Genomic DNA, 26,487 nt, shown 5'->3' on the forward strand with positions numbered 1-26,487 from the left:
TCTATTTCTCACCGATATATAGATAAGCTATACCTCCAAAAAGTTGCTCACATTTAATTTTTTCATAGCCCGCTTTTTTCATGATTTCAATAAATTTTTCTCCGCAAGGAAAAGAAGCTGCTGTTTTGTCTAAATATTTATATGCCGCAGGCTTTCCACTTACAATTCCACCTAAATAAGGTAAAATATGGCTAGAATAAAACTTATAGATTAAACCTAAAAATCCATTTGGCTGCCCAAACTCAAGAATAAGTGCTTTGCCACCAATCTTTGATACTCTTCTCATTTCAGATAAAACATTTATAGGATTATCTACATTTCTAATTCCAAATGAGATTGAAACACAATTGAACTCATTTTCTTCAAATGGGATATTCATTGCATCAGCAACTCTGAATGATAAGTTTTTAAGTTGATTTTTAGGTCTAGTTTTTGCAATATCAATCATAGATTCACAAAAATCAGTTCCAATTACTTTTCCTAATGGTCCAATTTTTTTTGCAAATAATAAAGCTATATCTCCTGTTCCTGTTGCTAAATCTAATACTTCAGAATTGATTTTAACTCCTGATTTAGATACTAAATATTTCTTCCATATTCTATGAAACCCTAATGATAAAGTATCATTTCCCAAATCATATTTTGGAGCAATTTCTGAAAACATTAATTTTACTTGTTCTGACATTTAACAAAGACGATTTGATAGTTTTAAAATTATCTTTTCAAAATAAAAACGCGCTTCAAATTTGAATTGAAACGCGTGCAAAAGTAAACTATTTTAAAGAACTATTTCCTTTTAGATGCAACTTTTTTCTTTCTCCAATACAAACGTTCAGCCCTTAATTCATCATTTGTTTTAGGTGATTTATCAGGTATATTTAATTCTGTTCCTTCTTTTAATACATCTGGATTACGAATCTTATCAATGTTAGCTTGCCATATTTTTGGCCACATTAATGGATCGCTATATGTCTGGTCTTTTGCTGCAATAGTCCACAAACAATCACGATCTTTTGACCAAGAGCCAACGGTATAAGTAGAAACCATTTTACCAACTTTATCATTTAAACTAGATAAAGTAAAAGATAAATCAAATACTCTATCATAAACATCAGGCATTAATGAAGATTTTTCACTCTTTAGTATTTCATACTCCTTTTTAGTTAGCTCTATTTCAGATTTATATTTTTTTAATTCATCAGGTTGCATTTTAGCAAATTCTTTTACTCTATTTTCAATTTTTCCAAATTTGTCTTTGAAATTCATTAAATCAAATTCTCTAATTCCAAGAAGTTTCATCATATCTTCATTACAGATTTTCATGTCAGATAACTTTAGAAGTTCATCATTTTTGGTCTGAATTGTAGATTTTAAATTGTCTAAAGTTCCTTGCAAAGAAGAGACTTCTGAGGTTTTTTGTTTGATTCTAATTTCTGCTTCTTTTTGTGTTAAAAGTTCATCAGTTTTCTCTATATTTTCTTGAGAAAAAATCAAATTAGATGCTAGTATATATATAAATAAAAAAAATATTATTTTCATAAGAAATATTCTGAGTTAGTTTAAGATTATGAGAAAATGAGAGTTGTAAAAAATTAGGAACTAGTTATTTACTATCAGGAGCTGGAACAGGATTTGCTTCACCTGAAGAAATTTTAGTTCCCCAAACATTTGGCCATTTAGCAATTCTAGAAACAACTGTTTTCTTTTTTGAATCACAACTATCTGCCTGAATTTTACGATTTTTTAACTCTGAGTCAAGTCTTGTAATTTCATCTTCTTTAGCTTTAGATTGGTGTTCTAATACTTGCTTTTCGTCTGAAAGTCTTTTTAATTCATTTAGTTGTTCTTGTGTTATTTTGCTTGCACATGAGGTAAGAATAGTAATAAGTAATATTCCTAAAGCAAAAATTCGGTTAAAATTTTTCTTCATTTGTTAAATAGATTTTTAAGTAAAAGAGAGAATAAGAGATTTTAATAAAACGATAATGCAAGAGAATTTATAAATGAATAGACCAATTTTGTTATCATAAACTAAAATAAATGACAAAAAAATAAACTTTATATTCAGAAAATTGAAACTTGAAAACCGCTTATAAACTGCAATTTAAATAATTAATAATTATAATTTTCTAAATTTATTTTCATAATAAAATGTAATTTTTAGTAATTGCAATTAAAAAATAAATATGCAACTGATAAAAATCTGATATCAAACATTATCCCACTCCAGAAAAATTTCTTTTAAATCTATCTCCAATTTGAATAATTGTATCTTTTAACAATAAATTTTTAGGGAGTTTTAATTCAAAATCTTCTTCAACTATTGCAAAAGCTTCTTCTCTTGCTGCAGTCAAAATTTCCCCATCAGTTACTATGTTAGCATGCCTAAAATCTGGCAATCCACTTTGGCGGGTACCAAGAAAATCACCAGGACCTCTTAATTCCAAATCAATCTCGCTAATTTTAAATCCATCATTTGTTTGTTCCATTGCTTGCAATCTTTTAATGCAATTCTTTCTTTCATTCCTTGAGTCATTTTGAGTCATACCAGTTCTCAAAGCATATTTAAAATGATCTTTTGTAATTAACAAGCAATAAGATTGTTCTACCCCTCTACCTACCCTTCCCCTTAATTGATGCAACTGAGATAAGCCAAACCTTTCTGAATTTTCAATAACCATTACGCTTGCATTAGGTACGTCAATACCTACTTCAATAACAGTTGTAGCTACTAGTATATCAATTTTTTTATCTAGGAAATCACGCATTGTATCTTCCTTTTCATACCAAAACATTTGACCATGAATTAAACCCATTTTTTTTTCTGGAAAAACTTGACTACTTAAAAATTCAAAATGTTCTACAGCAGATTTCATCTCAATTTTTTCAGATTTTTCAACAAGTGGATAAACAATATAAGCTTGCCTTCCTTTATCAACTTCATGTCTAACAAATTCCCAAACCTCATCTAATATATTCTCAAACTTAACTTTAGTTTTAATCGGTTTCCTATTCTTAGGTAACTCATCAATTATAGATACATTCAAATCTCCGTATAATGTCATTGTAAGAGTTCTAGGAATTGGTGTTGCTGTCATAATTAAAGTATCGGGAGAAATTCCTTTTTGCTTTAATAATGAGCGTTGAACTACTCCAAACCTATGTTGTTCATCTATCACAACTAATCCAAGATTTTTATACCCAACTGACTCCTGAAAAAGTGAATGAGTTCCAACAATAATGTTTGCAATTCCATTTCTTATATCAAATAAATTGCTCTCTTTTTGTTTCTTTTTTAATGACCCAACTAGCTGTGAGATATTGATTCCATAAGGCTCTAATAGTTTCTTTAAAGTATTTGTATGCTGCTCTGCTAATATTTCAGTTGGTGCCATAAAAGCAACCTGATAGCCATTATCAATTGCAATTAATGAGGCGATTATTGCAACTATTGTTTTCCCAGATCCAACATCACCTTGAAGCAATCGGTTCATTGATACTGGTTTTGACATATCAGAACAAATTTCATTTATAACTTTTTTTTGAGCATCGGTTAGAACGAACCCTAAGTTATCTAAAAGTTTTCTTGCTAGTTCACTTTTAATATTAAATGATATCCCTGTTTCAAGTTTTGTGTAAATCTCTTTCTGGAGTGCAAGACCTAATTCAAAATAAAATAGTTCTTCAAATTTCATTCTTTTTCTTGATGAATCTAATAATTTTTCTTCTTCAGGAAAATGTAATGAACGAATTGTTTTTTCTAAAGTTGGGTAATTATATTTTAATAAAATGTTTTGAGGTATTGTTTCTTTAATTTCATAGACTCCATATTCATCGATTATTTTAGAGATTATAATACGCAAAAATCTTGATGATACTCCAGCTGTTTTCATTCCTTGAGTTTCTCTGTATTGAGGGATAATTCTTCCACTATGAATAAGTGAAGCTTCTTCTTCTTCCATTTTTTCTATTTCCGGATGAACCCATTGAAGCACTCCATTAAATATTTCTGGAGCTCCAGATATTGCTAATACATCATCTGGTTGAAACATTCTTATGAACATTTCTGCTCCTCTGAAAAATACAATGTTTGCTTCGCCAGTATTATCAACAACTCGAATAATTAAACGTTTTTGTCCTTTACCAAAAACTCCTGTAGTTAGTTTTTTTACAATAACAACTGATGTAATTTCATCAGGCAAACCATCTTCTCCAGACAACAAATATTTGGTCTGATTTAATGGTAGTATAGTTCTACGATCAATATATTTTTTTGGAAAAAAGAAAATTAAATCTTTTATTGTTTTTACTCCTACATTCCAAAGAGCTTCAGCCCGTTTTGGACCAATCCCCTTTACAAACTGTAATGGGTAGTCACGTTTAACTTTTTTCTCAGTTGTTTTTTTTACTTTATTTGATTTAATGTCCAATGATTTTTTAGTCTAATTCTTTAGATTTTAATTACTTATAATAAAGCAATTTCATTTTTTTTTATTTTCTTTATTTGGATTAACACCTAGCAACTTAAAATACAACAAAGCTGATGGTCTCCATTCTAATCTCATTTTTTTCATTAATTCTTCAACTGTTGCTCCTTGTTCAACTAATTTAACACCTGAACTATGCCTTAACGAAAATGGAGTTAATTGATGTTCTCTATTATTTTTAACTCCACTATCAATTAACCTTCTGCTTATTGCCTCTCTAATTCCTCTTGAAGACATTCTTTCACCTTTGCTACGAGTACTTAAACTTATAAATAATGGATCTGTTTCCAATTTTTTATCTTCATTACCTTTGTATCTTTTTTCTAAATAATCATTTATGAATTTCACAATTTCTTTTGATAATTCAACAATAGTATCTTTTACCTTCCTTCCTTTTCCTTGAACATAAATGCTATTATATCTGTTTACTTGATTTAAATCTCCAACATTTATTTGTAAAATTTCATGTTCAGTAAGCCCACATTCACACATTAATTTCATTATTGCAAAATCTCTTAGACCTTGTTCATTGCTAATATCAATTGCTGTGAACAATTTGTCTAACTCAATTGGAGTTAGGAATGTTCTTGAATGAGAGACAGGTCTACGACCTCCAATAACTCTTGTTGCAGGATTAAATGTAATAACTTTAACATCAATTAAGTATTGAAAGAATCTTCTAAGAGAAGAAATATATGTTGAAATTGAAATGTTTTTTAAACCTCTAACTTCTATCAAATGCCTCTTGTATCTTTCAACATCCCTTGTTAAAAAACTAAACCTTTTGTCAATTGGATACCATTTTACAAATTCCCTTAATGCTCTTTGATAAGTGCCTCTTGTTTCAGAAGAATTTCTTGAACAATCATCAAGAAAATTTTCATAGTGCATTACCAGTTCCTTTAAAGTTATTTTTACAGGTATTTGGGTATCTTTTATCATAATGCAATTTGCAAAATAGAATTTTATTTAAACAATATTTTTTTAAAAGTTTTTACACAAAATTTCTTGAATTATATTTTTATTAATTTAAAGGAAAATATTCGAGTTGTATTTTTAAATTGATTCATATAATTGGAAGTAAAATATTATAGATTAATATTATCCATTTTTTAATTCTAAAAGTAATTCCATTTAAATTTTAATGTTCACATCAGATCAAAAAAAAGCTCATGACTTTTCAAGACATGTTTCAGTAACTGCTAATGCTGGTTCTGGCAAAACAAGTGTTTTGGTTAGTAGATTTTGTGATATACTTTTATACAATCAAAAACTCGAAATTCATGAAGTTGCTGCAATAACATTTACTGAAAAAGCTGCTGGTGAGATTAAACTTAAAATTGCAAAAGAATTAGAAAGCAGGTACTCCAACCCAAATTTTGTTAAAGTAAAATCTAGATTAAAAGATTTAAGAGAAAATTTAAATAGTGGTGTAATAACTACAATCCACGGCTTTTGTTCTCAAATGTTAAAAGAATTCCCACTAGAAACTAAGGCTCCACCTAGCTTCATAGTTTTAAAAGGTTATGATAGGAATCAAATGATTAGTTCATCGATTGATGATTGTATTGAAAAAGCTTTATCAAATAATATTGAAAATTTGAACTATGAATTAAACTTTAATATGGTTCGTAATATTGGTAGAGAACAATTAGATCTGATTATTAATTTTATGATTGGGAAAAGAGAAGATATTTCTTTTAGCAATTTAAAAGGTGTATTAAAATTAGATAAAGTTTCCACACTTGATTTATGGGAATCTCAATTAAAATTGTTTGCAAATAAAATTACCAATTCTCAAGAAACTATAGATTCATTTAACTCAATTTTACAATTTACAAAAGATGATGTTAATCAAGAATCTCAATATTTGTTTGAATCAATTATTATTGAAAAAGACTTTAAACAACTTATTGAAAATGTTTCCAACCTTTCCTCAATTTTATTAACACAAAAAGGAACACTAAAAAAATCAGCATTTAGAAAAACTATTACTAATGATGAATTTGATTTCTTAAGTAATCAATCAAAAATATTAAGTAGTAATTTTTCTACTTTACTAAAAGTAATCGGTAATACAGACAGTTCTAATCAAATCCATTCAGACCTTTTTGATTATAAAGATTTGTTGCTCAATATTTACAATTCAGTTGTAGAGGAATATTCAAAGAAAAAAAATTATATTAATGGCTTAGATTTCGATGATCTTCAAATGTTTTTATTCAATTCTTTACAAGATTCGGATTCAAAAAGGAGAATGAAAGATAGATTTAAATTCATTATGGTAGATGAATTTCAAGATACAAATGAAATTCAATATTCAATTGTATACAATCTTTTAAATGAACTTAATGTAGGAAAACTTTGTATTGTGGGTGATAGGAAACAATCAATTTATGGTTTTAGAAATGCTGATGTAACAGTTTTTACAAAGGCTCAGGATAACATATCATCTTTTAATATAGAAAATAAATTAAATTTACAACCCTTATTTAAATATGATGATGAAATTAAAGATTCTACAGCAATTGAAAAGAATGGGATAATTTCTTTGAAAGCCTCATTCCGTTTGCTTCCAAGTATTTGTGCTTTTGTGAATGAATCATGTAAAAATATCTTGCAACCAAAAGGATTCTTTAATTATGGAGTAGAAAATGAACCATTAGTTTGTGCTAGAAATAGTGAAGGCTTGGGGAAAGTGGAATTTCTTTTGAGTAAAAAAATTTATGTAAACTCAGCTTATAAAAATTCTAAAGTTGAGATTGATTTAACATCAATTGAAGATTCAGATACAGAAATAGAAGTTGAAAATTTGATTGAATCGGAATTAATTGCTAAAAGGATTTTAGAATTAATTTATTCAAATGATAAAATTGTTTGGGAACTTGATAAATCAACTGGTATTGAGAAAGCAAGAAAAGCAGAATTTAAAGATATAGCAATTTTATGCCGTAAACGAATTACTTTTGTTGGTTTAGAAAAAGCTTTCAGAAAATATGGTATACCTTATATTACAAATGGAAGTGGTGGATTTTATGGAGTTCAAGAAATTTATGATGTTATTAATTATTTAAGAGTAATTGTTAATCCTCATGATTTAGTTGCTTTGCTTGGAGTTTTTAGATCACCTTTCTTTAGTGTTTCAGATTCAGAATTGTTTAGAATTTCAAATTTTAAAATTAATAATTCAGGATATAGTAATTCGGATTTTTGGACTAAAGCAAAATTCTTAGCTAATGAAAACAACTCAGAACCTTCATTAAAACGTGCGGTTAGCTTCATAGAATCTGATATTTTAATTTCTTCAAGACTACCAGTTCATCAAGTTATTAAACTAATAATTGAAAAAACTGGATTCAGAGGAAGTTTGCTTAACAGCGATAGAGGTAACCAAAAAATTGCGAATATTGATAAACTTATTGAACTTGCTAGGGAATTTTCTAACCAAGGGTTTAAAAGTTTGTATGATTTTACGGTTCAAGTTACTGATATGATTAATCTGAAAGAACAAGAATCTGAAGCTGATTCAAATTTTCAACAAGATGTTGTTAAAATTTTAACAATCCATTCTTCTAAAGGTTTAGAATTTCCAATAGTAATCATTCCTTCAATGGAATCTCCACCCTCTTCTAAAAATACCATATTTTTCGATAAAGAACTTGGATTCGGTTTTAATTGGATATTTGAAGAAAAAGAATTTATGCCTTCAATTTCTTCATTAATTAAATATAAACAATCTGAAAAAGAATTAGCTGAAGAAGCTAGATTGTTTTATGTAGCTACTACTAGAGCTAAAGATATTCTTATAATGAGTGGTACTTTAATTGAAAGCAAGGAAGGCATTTTAAAAATTCAAAAAGAGAACTCAATGTTAGCTTGGGCTCTTGCACCCTTTAATTACTTACCATATTCAAATGAAACATTACAACTTTTTACTGGTGAGTTAAAATTTTTAAATGAAACCCAATCAAGTGAAGTTGCAAGGACTTTTTCACAGGATGTAAATTTTATTTATCACATTGATGAACAAGTTAAATTCGAGGTTAATAATAATAAACTTTTATCATTAAATCCTGAAATTTATCGGATTGAAGAAATTGCTGGTTATGTTAAAGGTGACGTTTATTCTGCTTCTCAATTTCAAATGTATTCACTTTGCCCTACTAAATATTATTTGAAATATAGACTTGGTTTAACTGAAGATATTCTTGAATTTGAGAATGTAAATTATTCTCTTATTGAAAATAAATTAGAAAGATCTTTCTCTAAGCTCTTTAAAACATGCGCATCAGAAATAGATGAAATGTTAACTGATGAAGATATAATTAATATTGTTGAAGTAGCAATTCTAAAAGAACAGATACTTAATATTGATCTTTCAAAAATTAAAATTATGTTAACTGAAACTTTTAAAAATATATTACAAGATGAATATTCACGAGAAGTAATCTTTGGTAAAATAAATAACTACAAATCAAATATTTACAAGACAAATAGAGAATTGAGAATGGCTTTTGGTGATGATTATATATTGAGTTTAATTGATAGAACAATTACTGATTCATTAGGTAATATCTCAATATTACTATATAAATTTCAAAGTAGTAAGAACCAATTAAATAATCCAGATTATTACTTAACCCAAATTAAAATATATGGATACTTTATTTCTAAACTTGTGCCTGAGCAAGAATTTATTACAATTAAAATACTTTATATTGATAATCCAATTTCAATAAGAACATATACTTTCACTAAAACCGAACTTCTTGAAATTGAAACTGATATTCAAATATTCATAGAAAATATTCGAGATGTAAGTTATTTTGGTAATCAAGTACTGTCAGACAAATCTAATCATTGCCCAGATTGTTATTACAACTCGATTGAAGGTTGCATTTACAGAAAGTAGTATTTTATTATTAGATTTTTTTAATTAATAAATTATAACTCCAAAACAAGACATTATTTTTGCTTTAACTTTTTTTAAAATTTTTAACTATGACTGATAAAGAATTAAACGACAAAATATTTGATATAGTTTTAGATAGTTCACCTAAAAATGAACAGACTAAAATGAGAACTTCATTAACGGATTCAGCTGTTAAATTTGAAGAAGATATTAAATTGAAAATGATTCCAATTGAAGATCCATCAATTGATGAAAAGACCAGTAATTCATTAACACCTGAGGAAATGAAAGCTCATATTGCACATAGAGCAAGAATTCGCTCTGCTTCAATGGGTATTAAGTCAATTTCTCCCCGTACTGCAAATCAAAAAGTGGTCTCTTATTTTAAATCACCAATCGGTATTATATTAGCATTATTACTAATTGTTTTTTCTCTGTTTTATATTTTCAAAACTGATTCAAAACCAAATGCACCCCAACTTTCTGTACTTGAGGAAACAAAAAAACCTGCTGATTTACCAGTTCAGAATCTATTTAATGTTGCTTCAAATTCTTTTAATGAAATGATTGCAAAATCTTTTGAACCAACCAAAATTAATGATAAAATTGAATTTGATAAATTTCTAAAAGATGAATCTGTTCAATATGTTTCAACAAATTTAATTCCTAAAGGTGGTAAATTTACAGGAGGTTTTGTTTCTGAAGTTAAGGGAGTAAAATTAGCAAATGGTATTTTTTTAAATGGGAAATTAATAACAACAATTTTATATGTTCCATTTGAAACTTTGAAATTAGGAACCCCTGTTTATGTTACATCTGAAGTAATTAATAAACTTAATTCTGGTGATAAGATTATTGAAACTATTAATGATAATCATACAATTTGCATGTTCAAAACTGGGAGTGATGTTATTACCGCAGTTTCAGACGGGACAGTAACTGATGTACAACATATGTTCGAAAAATAAAATGGGGCTAAATTTTCGATATGCAATATATATTTTTATTGGATCTTTAACTCTTGCAATATGTGTCAGGTCGTTTATTCTTGACCCTTACAGCATTCTAACCCCATCTATGAAACCGACAATTTTAGATGGTGATGTGGTTTTAGTAAATAAATTGTACTACAAATTTTACAATCTAAAAAGAAACGATGTAATCTGTTTTGAAAAACCATTAAATATAATACTTGAAAAGAAAAATGAACCAGCTTATTTCAAAAGATGTGTAGCTTTTTCGGGTGATACAATTATGTATAAATATGGGAAAGTGTTTATTAATTCTCATGAATATTCCTTGGATAATTTTGATCAACAAGCCACAACTATGCCATCAAATGTATCAAATTTGTTAAAATGTACAACTTCATTCGTTATCCCCAAAAAAGGTGATTTAGTTAAGCTAGATTCAACCAGTACATTCATTTGGAAAGATGTAATTATTGCCGATGGTAAAGCAATTAGTTATGAAAATAATATTGTGTTTGTTGGTGGATTACCTGCAACTGAATATACTTTTCAACATGATTATTTTTTTGCATTAGGTGATAATTCAGTTGAGAGTTATGATAGTAGATATTTTGGATTAGTACCAGTTGATAATCTTATAGGTAAAGTTTGGCTTGTATATTGGTCTGTGGATTCTCAAAAAAATTTAAGATGGAATAGATTAGGTTGTTTGATAAATTAATAAACATTTTTTACATTAATTTAATTCTAAGAGATTTGAATATTTAGATTATTTTTTAAATAAATGGTAGTTAGAATTTGAATTTTTAATATTTTTAATGGTACTTTTTTAAACTTGAAAATCTTATTATTTTTATACAAAAAAAACTTCCAATAAAAAATAAAATATTTATTTATAGTGGAAGTAATTATGAAAACAAAATATTTAACACTACAACTTTATTTTAGCTTCTTTTAAAATAAATTGAATTTGATTTTTCACTTCTGCACTTGGTTCTAAATCTCGAGCATCCCTTAAATATCTTTTAGCCCCTTCAGTATTACGTGTTCTTAAATCAAGCTGTGCCATCATTAAAAAGACAGAAGCTTTTTCATCGGTTGTCCTAAAATAATTTGCATCTAATGAGCTTTTAAAAGCTGTTCTAGCCTCTTTAAAATTATTCTCACGAATTTCAGTCATTCCTAATAAATAATAATAATATGTTTTTGATATTGGGTTTAGTTTAGCAGGATTTTTGAATCCTGCAAGTTTTTTCCTTGCTAAAATTGTATCTCCATTTGCAACAGCTTGAGAAATTTCACCAATTCTATTAAACCTCCACCACAGTATATACAATACAATTCCTAATGTAATTAATATGCTACCAGTAACCCACCATTGAAAACCCAAAAGAGTTAAACCTATAACAACTAAACCTATTAGAATACCTTGAATTATTTTTGGAGATAACATTATTTTTTTATTATTCTTTTTTAATTATTGTATTTGAAATAAATATTTGAACGAAATTAAAACTTATTTAATTTGATTATAAAGCAAATTTATTTTTAAGAAAAAAATAAAAAACTCAATCAAAAATATGATTTAAGAATTTAATTAAATGAAACTGAATCCATAATCTTAATACATTTTTAGAAGTTTTTTTAGATGATTAGTCTCCTCCCTCGTAAGTTGCCTGTAATCTCCTTGCCTAATTCCTTTTTTAGAAATACCACCATATTCAATTCTATCAAGTTTTGTAACTTTGTAATCATGAACTTCAAACATTCTTCTAACTTCCCTATTTTTTCCCTCAGTTAAAATAATGGTTACTTTATATCTATCATTATCTGCAATAAATAATTCACAAGGTTGAGTTACTTCACCATTTTCCAATTCAACTCCGTATGATATTTGCTTTGCTGTTTTAATTTCTAAAGGTTTATCTAACACAACATTATAAACTCTCTGGACTTTATATTTTGGGTGCATCATTCTGTTTGCAAATTCTCCATCATTGGTTAGTATAAGTACACCAGTTGTATTTCTATCTAATCTACCAACTGGATAAATTCTTTCACGAGTTCTCATTAAGTCTAATACAGTTTTCCTTCCTCTTTCATCTTTGGTTGTTGTAATTACATTTTTAGGTTTGTTTAGAATCATATAAACATGGCGTTCAGCTTTAGTAATCAATTTTTCATCAACCATAATTCTATCATCTGCACTTACCCTCCTACCAAGATCAGAAACTAGCTTGCCATTTACCTTAACTCTACCAAATTCAATCAAATGATCTGCACCCCTCCTTGAAGTTAATCCTGAATCTGCAATAACTTTATTTAGCCTTGTTCCTTCTACTTTAATTTTCTTAACATCTTCAACTTGTTTCCTTTTTACTCCTTCAACTTTTCTGGGTCTAGATTCATCATTTGGTTTCGGTTGTATTCTTTTTCTCATAATTTTTATTTTGGCAAAAATATCATTTGTCAGTCAGTCATCAATAATCAATTTTAATTCATTGAAAATTTTATCATTGTAACTGTAACTCATTTATCTGAATTGCATTGAAAATAAGTTAGATTAATGCATATTTAAAATCATTGTATATCAAACAAAAAAAAATTAAAAATAAATTTACATAGAATAAAATTATCAAATAAATTCGCATTATGATATTAGTAATTCCATCTATTGAAATTAAAAAAGGTATTGCAGTAAGAACACCAAATCCAAATTGCGATGATTTTGTTTTTAATCCTGATAATACCTCAGAGCTAGCATTGCTATGGAGAAAAGAGAATGCTAAAACTATTCATGTAACCGATTATGATGGTATTTATGAAGGAGATTTATTTAATTTCAATGAGATTTGTGAGCTTACTAAAAATGTTGAAATTCCAATAGAATTATTATCCAAGTTTGAAGATGTTGAAGAATGCCGCAGGTGGCTTAATAACGGCATTTACAGGATAGTTGTCCACGATTTATTTTTAAAAGATCCTGTTGGAGTGCATAACTTAATAAATGAATTTGGATCTTCAAGAGTTTGTGCCGGAGCTATTACTAGAAATGGTTACTTAAGCAATGTTTGGCGAAATGTTGAGCCTATAACAACTTTAATGTTTTCTAAAAAAGTAGTTGAAATTGGTGCCAAAAGAATTTTCTTTACTGATAGGGATAGAGAAGGAACATTGATGGGAGCTAATCTTGATGAGATAACAATTATTTCTAGTAATACTAATTTAAAAATTACTGTTGCTGGTGGTGTTGCCAGCCCAGAAAATTTGTGGGATATTCAAAAATTAGAAACCTCTAATGTTGATTCAGTTGTTATTGGGCGTGCACTTTGCGAGAATAAGTTCCCTTGCCAAAAACTTTGGAGGGATATTGAAGCAAAGAAAAGACGTGATGGACTTGAAGAAAAAGTATCTACATCAGACTTGAAAAAATAATAAATCAGATTAACTCATAAAAATATAAAGTAAATTTTGTTTTAATATTATTTTAAAAATTAAATTTAATTTGTTTTTTTAGAGAATAATAAATTGAGAATATTTAAATCTTGAATTATTTATTTAGTATTATTCTTTCAATTTTTGAATTCTCTCTAACAAAGTTGGGTGAGAATAATGAAAGAAAACATACCATTTATTAGGATTTAAATTTGATAAATTGTGAGCTGATAATTTTTTTAATGAACTTATTAAATGCTCACTAGTACCTATATTCTCCTTTGCATAATTGTCTGCTTCATACTCATTTTTTCTTGAAAGAATGTTTATACCAATACTTGCAAACATAGATATAGGGCTATACAAAAGAACAAAAGCCATTAAGCCCAAATGTAAAACTGCAATCTCTGTTTGTAAACCTAATGCATTTGTTAAGGATGGATTTTTGATAAACAATGAAAGTAAGTACAACATAAAGCCCATTTGAAGCAATGAAACTACAAGACTTTTTAATATATGCTTCTTTTTATAATGACCAACCTCATGAGCTAATATGCTTACTAACTCATCATCTGATTGTTCTTTGATTAAAGTGTCATAAAATACAATACTTTTTTTTCTTCCTACACCACTGAAAAATGCGTTAGCTTTTGTGCTCCTTTTAGATCCATCAATTACAAATATATTTGATAATGGAAATTTAACTTTATTTCCAAATTTTTCAATCGCATCTCTTAATGCTCCACTTTCTAATGGCAAAAGTTTATTAAATATTGGAACTATCAAACTTGTATAAAACATTGGGAGCAATATTATAATAACCGCGAAGGAGAGCCAAGTGTATATCCAAAAATTATCTCCAGCTATGTTATAAATCCAAACAAACAAGCTAAGAAGCCCTCCACCAATAATTATACCTAATATAAAACCCTTAACTTTATCAAGTATAAGTGTTTTCCAAGTCATTTTATTAAACCCAAACTTTTCTTCTATAATGAAGATATTATAAATTTCAAAAGGAAATGATACAATGCTTAACACAATTAAATATAAACCAAAAAATAGTAGGGTTTGTAAAAATTGATTTTGAGTATAATTTGAGATTTGCAAATGTATAATAGCAAATACTTTAAAGTATAAAAAACAAAATATTAGTACGGTACCAAATATATTTTCAATATTACTAAGTTTCCCCTTCGCTATATTATAACTGCGAGCTTTAGAATACTTTTCTTCATCGTAAATGCTAGCAAGTTCAATTGGAATTGAGTTGTCCCAACTTTTAGCATTCATTGAATCTAAAATGTAATTTAGCAAAAAATCGAATAAAATAAATGCTAGAATTAATATTGTTAATGTAGAGATTTCGTTAGTTAGCATAAATATATTTATTTAAAATATAATTTATATAAAATTTGAGAATTAAACTTCTTTGAATTAATTCAAGTATAAAATATTAATAAAAATTCAAAAATAACCTAACTGAGATTTGAAGCATAATCAATGAATTTTTAAGGAATAATTTCTGAAAACTAAATTAAGTAAAATTAGAATAATTTATAATTCAACTATTTAATTATAGAACAGGTTAGTTTAAACTTAATATAAATTTTAATTATCGTAACTGAAACTTATAAATAAATTCTACATTTTTCATCTAATCAATTTTTTACAAATAACCCATTTAGAATCTTTAAATTAACAAAGCTGCAATTCTCAAACCCTCAGTTTTAAGCCATCTTTCACTAATTTTATAATCTGCATCATATTTATTTACATGTTCCCAATATTCTTTTGAGTGATTGAAATAAATTCTATGAGATAATTCATGAATAGCTAAATAATGGATAACTTTTTCTGGCATCATAACCAACCTCCAGTTAAAATTAAGGTTGCCATCTTTTGTACAGCTTCCCCATTTTGTTCGCTGGTCTCGAATAGTAATTTTATTGAATGAAATATTCATTCTATTTGCTTCAAAGATTACAATTCTTTTTATGTGATTTTTAGCTCTTTGCTTTAACCACAAGCAAACAATTTCTTTTATTCTATGTTCAATTTTTTTTGCCAAAACAATATTCAAAATCTGATCTTTAAATAAAACTTTTGCACCTTTTGTTTCTTCATTTATTTGAACATTAGTTTGAGTTAAATTTCCTAGATAATAAAAACTAGTCCCATTTTGAAATTCAGTTTTTGGTAAATGCAATTCAAAGCGAATTACATTTTTCAATATCCATTCCTCTTTTTCTCTGATCAAATTATCAGTATTTACATATTTACCAAGCTTTAAAGGTAAAATAACAGTAATTCCAGACATTGGTGAAATTTTAATGGAAATACCCTTAGAGCGAGGACTTCTAATCACATCATAATTTAAAGTAAAAACTCCTAGTTTAATTTGGGGCATAATTATTTTATTGGTAGCTAATAATAAAAGTTTATTTTTGCACTCTGCAAAAATCTAATAATAAATAATATCTACAAGAAATGAAAAAACATTTTTTTTATCTAGCGATAATAGCTTCCTTTACTTTTGGCTTGAATGCCTGTGGTACTGGAGGTGAGAATCCAGAGAAAGTTTACGAAGAAATTACAAAAGCTGCAAGTGCTGGAGATGCTGAAGCTTTGTATGATCGCTTTGATACAAACTTAAGAGCAAGAATTGATCAAATGATGGAGATGCAAAAGAAAAATAAAGATCAAGCTCCACCAGAGGAGAAAAAATTTATTGACTCAATCCAAAATTTAAAAGGTAAAGAAGCATTCGTTAAATTATTCAAATTAAATAAAGAGAAAATGGCAATGCCATTTAAAGGAAAGTATAAAATTTTAAGCAACGATACATATGTAATAATGTCAACTCAGCATGAAGGTGGGTCACCAGATTTATTTTATATGCGTTTAGTTGATGGGAAGTTGAAAGTTAGTGCTCCACCTCAGCCATCTCCTGCTTCACCAGATATGCCAGCTCCTAAGCAAGATATGCAACAACCACCTCAAATGCAACAACAACAAGAAATGCCTCCACCACAAAATGGGAAAGGTAAGCCTGGAATGCAAAATGGAAATGGTAAACAAGAAATGCCTACTACTCCTAATAATATGAATGGCAAACCTGGAATGCCTTCTGGTAAAAAGTAATATATCTACTTAATTATACATTATTATTTTTGTATATATAAATTTAGTCAGCTTGTTTAAATCAGGCTGACTTTTTTTTATTATAATTATTACAAAAAAATTATTGTTTCAAAACGGTAACTTCCTTACCTTTAAAGGATATACAAATTAATTATATTTTGCTTTAATATAAATTCATTCTATTGAAGGCAGTTCTAAAAATATCTAGATTTATTGTTGGCATAATAGCTTTAACAATTGCAACTACAACCTTAGCTGGAAGTATTGTTGTTGTTGCTTTGCAAAGTGAATCTTTTAGAGCTTGGTTGATTAAGAGTGGATTAGAATACATTCAACCATATGTACTAGGTAAGATTGAAATTGGCGATATTTCTGGGAATCCTGTTTTTGGATTAAAATTGTTAAATGTAAAATTAATTTCTTCTAGTGGAAGTAATGTAATTTCAACGCCTCAAATTGATTTAAATTATCAGTTATTACCTTTTACAAAAAAAAATATATTAGCTAAAGTTTTTATTCATAACCCTGATATAAATTTAACTAGAAGTAATATTGATAGTGTATGGAATTTTACACAGTTATTCAAACCAAGTAATGACACAACTTCAAAACCTTTTAATTTTAATATAGAAGTATCTTCATTTGAAATTGAAAATGGGAACATCCATTTTGATGATAATACTATTTTACCAATTAATTATATAGATAGTAGTCTTGATTATTCTCATATTAATCTACAAGATTTAAATGTTAGTTTGTCAGCTAAAATTAATTCTAAATCACAAAATGTAATAATCCAGAACCTAAAATTTTATCTACCTAAGAATGATATTAGGGTATTAGAACTATCAGGTGATTTTGCAGTTGATTCAACGGGAACAAAGGTTGATAAATTGAGATTAGAAACAGATAAAACTCTTGCTAATATTACAGCTTCAATTGATTCATTAAATATATTGAAGCCTGAGAACATGAAAGAATGGAAAAAATTTCCTGTTAAATTATCACTATCTTCTCCAAGAATTTCAACATTAGAGTTAAGAAAATTTATTCCTTCACTTAATTTTTTAAATGGAGCTCCTTCAATTGAATTAGAAGTTTTAGGTAATTATGGGAACATAGATATTAAGAAACTTCAATTAGGTTTAAGTTCTTCTAAACTAAATTTAACAGGTAATTTAAAAAACCTTAATGACCCCGATAAACTTTACCTGGACGTAAAGATATCTGAAACTAAACTGAGTCATAAAGATGTTATAACTTTTATACCTGGCTTAAATTTACCTAACTTAAAATACCTTGGTAATGTTGATTTGAAAGAAGCAACTTTTATTGGAGAGCCATTAAATTTTAAAGCTACAATTAATGCATTCACTGCTATTGGTAAAGTTATAGGTGGTGCACAGCTTGACTTGCGTGGTAAAGAGATGTTATACACTGGTGATGTTTATTTAACTCATGCAAATGCTGCTCCTGCTTTCAAAAACAACAATTACAAATCGGATTTTACTGGTAGAATTGTTATAAATGGTGAAGGTATGGCTTTAAATAAGCTTAAAGCTAGCACAAGAATTGAAGCTGAGGCATCTTCAATTGGTGATTATAAATTCAAAAAATTATTCTTGGATTGCAAAGCAAGTAATGGAGGTGTACTAAATTTTGATACATTAATGATTGCTTTCGATAAAAAATCTCCACTTGAAGAATTCTTAACAAATTCTGATTCTAATTTGCAATTCATACCAAAAGAGATTAAAACAATTTTTGGAAACAAAATTCAAATAGACAAAAAAAGTAGAGATTTATTTAGTAGCAATCCATCAATTTCATTGAGTGGTGAAATTGATTTGAGAAATCTAAAAAAAATTAAATACAAGTTTATTTCTAAAACTAAAGCATTCGATTTATCTGATATTACTCTTGATAATAAAAATAGAACTAGTTTAACTTTTGAACTTGAAGCAAATGGAATTGGTACTGAACTTGATAGCCTTGAAGGTACTTATAAACTTTCTATGATTGATGCCAAAATTCCTGGTAAGCAACTCCCATCATTCAACTTAGATATGACATTATTTAGGGAAGGCAAAGAAAATAGAACATGGAAATTAAACTCTGATATTGCAGATGCTGAGGTTTCTGGTAAATGGTATTTTAGTAATATTTTACCAACAGTTAAAGTTGGTGCAAAAGCATTAATTGAATATCTTTCTAGAAAAGCACAATTTAAAATTGAGCCATTTTATACAAAAATTGAAAATCCCTTTGATAATGAAGTTGATGTGAAATATAAAATTGTTACTAAAGATCTTACACCTATAGAAATATTTTTAGATAGAACAAAGTTTCAATCAGTTTCAAATCTTGAAGGTGAAATTTTTGGAACACAAAAGTTAATAACAATAACATCTATTGGTGAAATTAAAGAACTTGTTTTTGAAAATGACTCAACAAAAATTGATATTAATAATTTAAAATTTGATATTAATGCTAGGAATATTGCACCAGGAAGAATTGAGGAAATGACAATTGCAGACATAAATTTACAAAGCAATTCAGATATAAAATTTAATAAATTGACATTTGGTTCTCCAAACTTATCAACAACGTTAGAAGGTGGTTATCTTAAAGTACGTGGTGCCGTTTCAATCAATAAGTCAGTATCATTTGCCATTAATGGGATAATGGATGCTACAGATCCAGAAAGTGGCTACATCGCTAGGTTAGATACAACAATAATTTCTTTGCCAAACAAACTAGAATGGAAAAATGTAGGTGAAACTAAAGTAACTATTTTATATGATGGAACAATCAATATTGATACTGCTTCTTTACAAAGGAATGGAGCTGAAATTGCAGCTATAACTGGTTCATTAAAGTATGACTCATTAAAAAATGTAAAGGTAAATTTAATAAATGGTTCATTTACTAATCTTAAAAAAATTACTGAAGGTACTGGTGTTGCTAAAACGCTTGAATCTTTAAGTGGTACTATTAAAGATGTAAGTTTCATTTTAAATGGAACTTTCGAAAACCCAAATATTGAAGGGAAATTATTAATTGATTCATTATGTTATGCAGGTATTACTATTGGGAATTTTAAATCAAATCTACAATATTCTAATTTAAATTTATCAGGTAATGCAGTAATTAATAAACTTAATTCAACTGATAAAGCTACAATAGAACTAACTGCTGAATCTGTTCCATTAGATCTAGCTTTCGCTGATAGAGATGAGAGACTATTAAAAGATAAATTTTTAAAAATATCAGCTCAGGGAGAACAACTTCCATTAGCTGTTGCTGAGCCATTTTTACCAGGAATAAAAGTTGACAAAAAGAAGGGTGGTACTGTTGATTTATCAGTTACAGCAAGTGGGAAAATTCCAAATATAGAACTAAGTGGAAAGGGAAAAGTAAGCAATGCAAGGATTTTAGTTTTGGGTAACAATTTATATTATGGTGCGAATGCAAACCTTGAGTTTAATAAAAATACTTTAGAAATCAATAATGCAATTATTAAAAATGATCGTTTTGATGACCCTAAAGGAGTTAACTATGCCGAGATAAATGGTAAAATTTATTTTGGAGGATTCAATGTTGATTCTATAGATTTTAAAGCTAGGAGTAATAAAATTCTTGTTATGAGTGAAGCTACTCAAAGTGTTAATGAACTTATGTATGGTCCACTTTATATAGCTGGGGGAGTAAATGGCAAAGATCCATTACATTTCCATGGAAGCCTTGATAATCCTGAATTTGATGGCTTTTTATACATACTTGATGGAAGCCAATTAACAATGCCTTTAAAGGAAGAAGCAAAATCAAAATCAAATACAATTATTTATTATCGAAATAATGAATTGGATAAAAAAAGAGCATCAGATTCTATACTTGCTTTAAAAGATTCTATAAGACTAACAGAAAATAAACAAGATTCTATTCCTCGCGAAGGGTCATTAATTGAAGCATCCAAAAAGGCTTCTGATTTATTAAAAAGTAAATCTTCAAAACCAATTAACAACAAATCTTTTAGTGATAGAATTATGTATGACTTAGAAATTAGCATTCCAAATACCATGCAACTAATAATGAATTTTAGTAATAGTAATCTATTAGTTGATAAATTAACTGCTCAATTAACTAATAAAGATGAAGCTCCATTACAGTTTACACGTGGGAAAGATGGAATAATGTATATGACTGGTAAAGTGCATGTTAATGAGGATTCAAGATATGATTTATTTTTTAAAACTTTTAAAGCGGGTGGTGATTTAAAATTTTCGAAAGATTTTCTTAATCCAGATTTATACTTAGTTGCAACTTACCAGGGCAATGAGTATGATGAAATTAATAAAAAAGTTAACCAATTTTTAATATTAGTGAATATAACTGGTACAAAAAATATTCCTAAAATAAAATTTGATTATAAGTTCTCAAATGGTGAGAAAGATCCTACATTAACAATTGATGAAATTGAAAAAGATGCTATAAGCTTATTGGCAGTTGGTAAAAAATTCAGTGATATAAAAGGAGGGAAATTAGACTTTTCAAATTTAGGGAAAGATATTGTAAATGATTTTAGTTCAGTATTAGCAAATCAATTAATTACAGATCTTTTAGGAAATGGATTGTTAAAAGGATTTACTTATGATCTTTCTTCTTCAAGAGTAAAATATATTACTCAGTTAGACAAGGGAACACTAATTGTTGAATTTGGTGTAACAAACCAACAAGGGAAACAAGGTGTTATTACTTATGAATTGCCATTATCATCACTAATCACATTTGGATTGGAAGGAACCTACCCAGGATTATCTTCTTCAAAAGTATCAGAATCTGAAGCAAATGGAATTTTTAAAGTAAAATTTGTTGCAAGGGCTAAATGGTGATTTGTATATAATAAATTAAAATTTCAGCCTAAAACAGTTAGGTTTTATTTAATTTTGAATTAGATTTTTTGAAATTCCATTTTTTATAAATTATTCATTTTGAAAATTTTTTAACAAGGAACTTAAAAACTAATAAATTTTATTGATTCACTTTTTAAAAGCTTAAATTGTTTAAATCCATTCTATTTTTAATAGTATTTTTCTTACTCAGTGAAAATTTATTTTCTCAACTTAGAAGTGGAGATATTCCATCAGTAAGAATTGAACAAATAGTAAATTCCAAGAAAAAATTTATTTCAATCCCATGGGCTAGAAAAGGAGAATCTTTAGATACTACTATTTATAGAATTAATCCCATAGATACTTTCATTTTTGCTCATACTATATCACATCTTTTTGGCTCAGGTGGGGCACTACCACCTTTTAGAGAGTTTTTTAAAAACTATAAAGTAAATTATTCTGCTTCAATTGGAAGTTATTTAACACCTGAAGTAAATGTTGTTGGAGATTATATTGATGATCTTTTACAAGCTCAAGGTAAAATTGATTTAAGTTATACTAACGGTCATATAAATAATTCCAACAACTTATCATTAAATACATTTGTAAGTGGAACATATAAATTAACAACTGATTTACCATTTTTAGATACATTTAATACATTTACAAAACTATCTTACAAATCGAATTCATATAATTTGTATGGAAACACAATTGATTCATCAACTAGATTTCGATCCGAATCTGAAATTGAATTAGGTATTAAAAACACATCTGAAAGTAAGGTGAAGTATAACATTCATTTTGGGTTGGAAGGCACTTCTTTAATTGATAATAGGAACTCTTCACCTAAAAATTATTCAGAGTTATATTCTAAAATTGGTTCAGAATTTAATTTTAAAATTGCTAAGATTGTAAACGCTATTATTGCTGTAGATATTAAAGGAGGTAACATTGAAATACCATTAAATAGTTTACAAATTTCTCCATCTTTAATTAAAGCTAAATTTATAATTGAATCTAAATTAAGTGATGAATTCTTAATTACAATCGGTGCAGTTTATTACAATTCATCTATAGGTACAACTAACGAAAATTCAAAATTCTTAGCTGCTCCTGTGTCTGTTAGTTTTACTGGATTAGATAGAATAACTTTATTTGCAAAATATCTACCTGAATTCAAAGTACAAACTATCAATGAAATTTCATCATCTTGCCCCTACATTTTTATAAAGAATATTATACCTGAAAAAACACCATCAAAAGCAGAAGTTGGAGCTAAATATAATTCTGAAATACTTTTATTTGAAACTAAAGTATTTATTGAACAGTCTGAAAACAAAGCCTATATTAATTCTAATTCCGATTCAATTGGATATTTATTTCTCGATTACTTAGAATCGGATTTATCTGGATTAAATTTTGAAGGTTCATTTAATTTAACACCTTTTCATTTAAATATTAATTCTGTTTATTCTATTGCTAAGAAAGCTAGAACAGATACCATTATACCAATGTCCCCTACATTAAAAGCAAATTCTAAAATAGGTTATGATGTAAATAACGAATTACGGATTGAGATTGGAAGTGAATTTATAACTGAACAAAATACCTCTTTATTAAATAACACCCCGAGACTACCTTCTTCACTATTATTTAGCATAGGTGGAAGTTATTATTATAACAATGATATAACTTTTATTTTAGAGGGTAAAAATATTACAAATCAAAAGAAATATTCTTGGAATAACTACTTAGCTCCAGGATTAGAAATAGTTTTAGGTGTACGTGGCAATTTATATTAACAATATTAATTTTAATTTTTTTGTTGTTTATAAAAAGGATTTCAAACCTTATTTTTCAATACTTAATTTGCTATTATAAATTAGCAACCCATCCTTTAAAATTGAGATTAAGTATAATCCTGATGTAACATTATTTATTGGCAATCTAAATGAATTCTCGAGTTTGATGTTTTGAATTTCTAATATTTTAGATCCGTTAATATCATTTATTCGAATTGAAATTCCTGTAAAATTATGTTTTGATTTACTTGTTAACTCAAGTTCATTTGATTGTGAAATATATTTAGTGCTAAAATTATTTGCCAATGAATTTTCATTTTCATCGATACCTAAAGTTTTTTCAATTAGTTTAAAATTTCCTTTTTTTGAAAATTTAATTACGATTGAATTTGAATCTAAAATTATGATATTATCAATATTATCACCTTCATAATTTATTAACTTGTTGTTAAGTTTAAATAAAAATGGAAGTTTCAAAGTAATTTGACAAGCTTTATTAACATAACCTGAGTTGCTTGATAATGAATAGTAAAAATTTGTTTTAACACTTGAATTAAACTGTAGATTTTGATTTATAATAGAAAAATTCGAGCAATTACCAACAAAAAAACTAAGTGGAGTTTTGTCAGTTTTTGAATGAATTATTAGATTACAATCTGAGTTTGATTCTATTGAATCATTTATATAATTTGTTTTTACAGAAGTGTTAAACAAATTCATATTAGGGTTATTGATCAATAAATTGTGATTGCTTGAAATAATTGAATTTACATTGTTGTTTGAATATGTTTGTGAGAAAAATGAGTTTATTGAATCAGATAAGTTACCAGTGAATGGATTTAATACTGAAGCAAAATCAGATCTATTTGAACTCTTAGTTTCAGCAATTAAAGTTGTATGATAAATTGCACTATCATAATGTAATTCATGTTTTTCTTTTCTAGAAGAGAAAAGTAACTTATTATTACTTACAATTGAAGCTTGTAAAGATGCATTTTTTCTTTGATATGTACCTTTATTTTTCGTAAAATCATTTATAAAAACACCTGTTTTATTTACATCTCCACCCTCTAATCCATTTCCTTGAAGTTGCCAAGTATATGTATGAGGTTTGTCGGAATTAACAATATCAGAAATTAAATACGTCTGTTTATTAACAAAAAAAATTCTTCTAGTAATTGATGCACCACCATAAGCTGTATTAATTTCACCAAAATTTATATTTGGCAAATCGAACCAATCAGAAATAAATGCATCTGATCCACCCGAATTATTAGGGCTACCAATTGGAGTACCTATTCCATCAACAAGAATCATACTTCTTTGAAGGGAATTCCCAACCTCATTCCTACGATCATATTTTAGATAACCCGGATAAAGAGCTAATATTTCTCCATTGTGCATAATCATAAAGCTTGTTTCATCCGATTGATTATGTCCACCAGCCGAAGTTCTCATGTTCCCATGTTTAGCAGTTACATTCATGTAAGTTGCATTTGAATCCCAAGAAGACCTAAAGACCATAGAACCTGCATAAGGCATAACTTCAAATAATGGATCAGAATTATTAGGAAAAGTTTGTTCAACATTTGCACAAATATATTCTGGTCTTAAATCAAAATTATATTGTAATTCATCAGAAAGATTAGCGGATCCATTACTTATATTTCTATTGTATAAAGGGTTACCAATTAAAGCCATTACAGCAAAACCTTCATCAACAAATGTATCTTCAATGCAAGGCATTTTCCCATCTGGCTGTAAAGAGTTTTTAACCCAATCCCAAAGATGATAAAATGTTTTATCATAGTAAGGGCTACGTATTTTTCGAACACTATTATTGAAAGAGATATCAAAAGTTGAATCTTTATTTAAATTTGCTAACATTCTAAAAAATGGTAAGCAATTTAGCATTGGGTATTTTAAATAGTGCATTCCTTCAGCATAACCACTTAAAGAATCAGCTGAAGCTAGCTTTCTATCTGAGTCTTTCCATAATAAATTATCTATATTCCATAATGAAGCATTCAGCCAAGCTACAGGATTTTCATTAGGATCAGAACTTTTTATATTATTTAAAACAACACTCCCAATTCCTAATGCACCACATACCATTAATGCATGATTATTTTTAATTGTAGAAAAGAAAGTTAATCCAAACAAATTTTTAGTTGATTCTCTATACAAATTGCCAACATATTTAATTAAATTTTCTGAACTTTTAGAAAGTTTGTTAACTGGGTACACTAAATCATTTATAAAATCAAACGCTGTTAAATAATCTTGCATATCTTTACAACGCCACTGCCAATCATCATAATTAATTAATGTTCCAATATCAGTATTTATATTCTCTAATAGACTAAATAATTTTTCCTCCAACAATGTCTTTTCATTACTACTTAGACCTGTTAAATTTCCATTCTGAACAACTAAATTCATCATTAATACAAAAGCAATATTTTTAGCTTGTCCTGCCCTTGCTCGTCTTCCAGAGCTTGATGTATTGTCTTGGGTTATGGCACTTGCTGTAGTAGTATAAATACCATTATAAAGTGTTTTATATGGTTCATTATATAATGATTGCCTGACTTTAGATATTTCATTTTTAGGTAGCATTAATGAACCTTGTTGAGAATATACTTTTAAGAATGTAAGTAATATAACTATCACTAACTTTAATAAATTTTTCATGTAGAAGCAATATAGTTAAAGTGTAAAAAATAGACGAATGAAGTTTCATTCCATCAGACAATTTATTATTAGTTTTTTTCCTATTCTTTATTGTAATTTAGAATCTAAAATTAATTTTTCAAACCAATAATTTATATTAACAATATT

The 26,487-nt window shown here is 27.6% G+C and carries 17 protein-coding genes; 7 read left to right on the plus strand and 10 right to left on the minus strand.

Annotation, left to right across the window (positions count from 1 at the left end; genetic code table 11):
• Position 1 precedes the first annotated feature (1 nt).
• The 5 genes from ubiE to IPP08_10600 all read right to left on the minus strand — a co-directional run bounded on the left by ubiE (position 2) and on the right by IPP08_10600 (position 5,429).
• Positions 2-685 carry a bifunctional demethylmenaquinone methyltransferase/2-methoxy-6-polyprenyl-1,4-benzoquinol methylase UbiE gene (ubiE, locus tag IPP08_10580; GenBank protein ID QQS66200.1) on the minus strand — a complete coding sequence of 228 codons (684 nt, stop codon included), beginning with the start codon at positions 683-685 and terminating at the stop codon, positions 2-4.
• Positions 686-786: 101 nt separating this feature from the next.
• The gene (locus IPP08_10585) at positions 787-1,539 is read right to left on the minus strand and encodes a LysM peptidoglycan-binding domain-containing protein (GenBank protein ID QQS66201.1); all 753 of its coding nucleotides are present in this window, start codon (positions 1,537-1,539) and stop codon (positions 787-789) included.
• A 64-nt stretch (positions 1,540-1,603) separates the two neighbouring features.
• The gene (locus tag IPP08_10590; protein QQS66202.1) at positions 1,604-1,930 is read right to left on the minus strand and encodes a hypothetical protein; all 327 of its coding nucleotides are present in this window, start codon (positions 1,928-1,930) and stop codon (positions 1,604-1,606) included.
• Positions 1,931-2,216: 286 nt separating this feature from the next.
• Positions 2,217-4,430: an ATP-dependent DNA helicase RecG gene (gene recG, locus IPP08_10595; GenBank protein ID QQS66203.1), complete on the minus strand. Its 2,214-nt coding sequence runs from the start codon at positions 4,428-4,430 to the stop codon at positions 2,217-2,219.
• A gap of 51 nt (positions 4,431-4,481) precedes the next feature.
• Positions 4,482-5,429: a tyrosine-type recombinase/integrase gene (locus IPP08_10600; protein ID QQS66204.1), complete on the minus strand. Its 948-nt coding sequence runs from the start codon at positions 5,427-5,429 to the stop codon at positions 4,482-4,484.
• Between the two features lie 202 nt (positions 5,430-5,631).
• Here IPP08_10600 and IPP08_10605 point away from each other — a divergent pair, with 202 nt between their 5' ends.
• The 3 genes from IPP08_10605 to lepB all read left to right on the plus strand — a co-directional run bounded on the left by IPP08_10605 (position 5,632) and on the right by lepB (position 11,091).
• Positions 5,632-9,399 carry a UvrD-helicase domain-containing protein gene (locus tag IPP08_10605; protein ID QQS66205.1) on the plus strand — a complete coding sequence of 1,256 codons (3,768 nt, stop codon included), beginning with the start codon at positions 5,632-5,634 and terminating at the stop codon, positions 9,397-9,399.
• Positions 9,400-9,488: 89 nt separating this feature from the next.
• Positions 9,489-10,367 carry a hypothetical protein gene (locus IPP08_10610; protein QQS66206.1) on the plus strand — a complete coding sequence of 293 codons (879 nt, stop codon included), beginning with the start codon at positions 9,489-9,491 and terminating at the stop codon, positions 10,365-10,367.
• Between the two features lies 1 nt (position 10,368).
• The gene (lepB, locus tag IPP08_10615) at positions 10,369-11,091 is read left to right on the plus strand and encodes a signal peptidase I (protein ID QQS66207.1); all 723 of its coding nucleotides are present in this window, start codon (positions 10,369-10,371) and stop codon (positions 11,089-11,091) included.
• Between the two features lie 210 nt (positions 11,092-11,301).
• Here lepB and IPP08_10620 read toward each other — a convergent pair whose 3' ends face one another.
• A complete protein-coding gene (locus IPP08_10620; GenBank protein ID QQS66208.1) occupies positions 11,302-11,823 on the minus strand; it encodes a hypothetical protein in 522 nt (173 codons plus the stop codon).
• Between the two features lie 168 nt (positions 11,824-11,991).
• Positions 11,992-12,810: an rRNA pseudouridine synthase gene (locus IPP08_10625; protein ID QQS66209.1), complete on the minus strand. Its 819-nt coding sequence runs from the start codon at positions 12,808-12,810 to the stop codon at positions 11,992-11,994.
• Positions 12,811-13,022: 212 nt separating this feature from the next.
• On the opposite strand from IPP08_10625, the gene IPP08_10630 reads away from it, so the two are divergent.
• Positions 13,023-13,805, plus strand: a complete 783-nt coding sequence (locus tag IPP08_10630; GenBank protein QQS66210.1) for a hypothetical protein — start codon at positions 13,023-13,025, stop codon at positions 13,803-13,805.
• A gap of 129 nt (positions 13,806-13,934) precedes the next feature.
• On the opposite strand, the gene IPP08_10635 is transcribed toward IPP08_10630, so the two are convergent.
• Entirely contained in the window at positions 13,935-15,185 is a 1,251-nt protein-coding gene (locus tag IPP08_10635; GenBank protein ID QQS66211.1) for a M48 family metallopeptidase, read from the minus strand.
• Positions 15,186-15,498: 313 nt separating this feature from the next.
• A complete protein-coding gene (locus IPP08_10640) occupies positions 15,499-16,215 on the minus strand; it encodes a M48 family metallopeptidase (GenBank protein QQS66212.1) in 717 nt (238 codons plus the stop codon).
• Between the two features lie 80 nt (positions 16,216-16,295).
• Between IPP08_10640 and IPP08_10645 the strand changes: the two genes are divergently transcribed.
• From IPP08_10645 to IPP08_10655, 3 genes are all read left to right on the plus strand, one after another.
• A complete protein-coding gene (locus IPP08_10645) occupies positions 16,296-16,949 on the plus strand; it encodes a hypothetical protein (GenBank protein ID QQS66213.1) in 654 nt (217 codons plus the stop codon).
• A 182-nt stretch (positions 16,950-17,131) separates the two neighbouring features.
• Positions 17,132-21,841, plus strand: coding sequence for a translocation/assembly module TamB domain-containing protein (locus IPP08_10650; GenBank protein QQS66214.1), 4,710 nt, complete (start codon positions 17,132-17,134; stop codon positions 21,839-21,841).
• A gap of 167 nt (positions 21,842-22,008) precedes the next feature.
• On the plus strand, positions 22,009-23,646 hold the full coding sequence (locus IPP08_10655) for a TonB-dependent receptor (protein QQS66215.1): 1,638 nt from the start codon (positions 22,009-22,011) through the stop codon (positions 23,644-23,646).
• Positions 23,647-23,694: 48 nt separating this feature from the next.
• Here the strand turns inward: IPP08_10655 and IPP08_10660 are convergent, their stop codons facing one another.
• On the minus strand, positions 23,695-26,340 hold the full coding sequence (locus IPP08_10660; protein ID QQS66216.1) for a heparinase II/III family protein: 2,646 nt from the start codon (positions 26,338-26,340) through the stop codon (positions 23,695-23,697).
• Positions 26,341-26,487: the final 147 nt, after the last annotated feature.

The organism is Chlorobiota bacterium (assembly GCA_016700335.1).
Lineage (GTDB): Bacteria > Bacteroidota > Ignavibacteria > OLB7 > OLB7.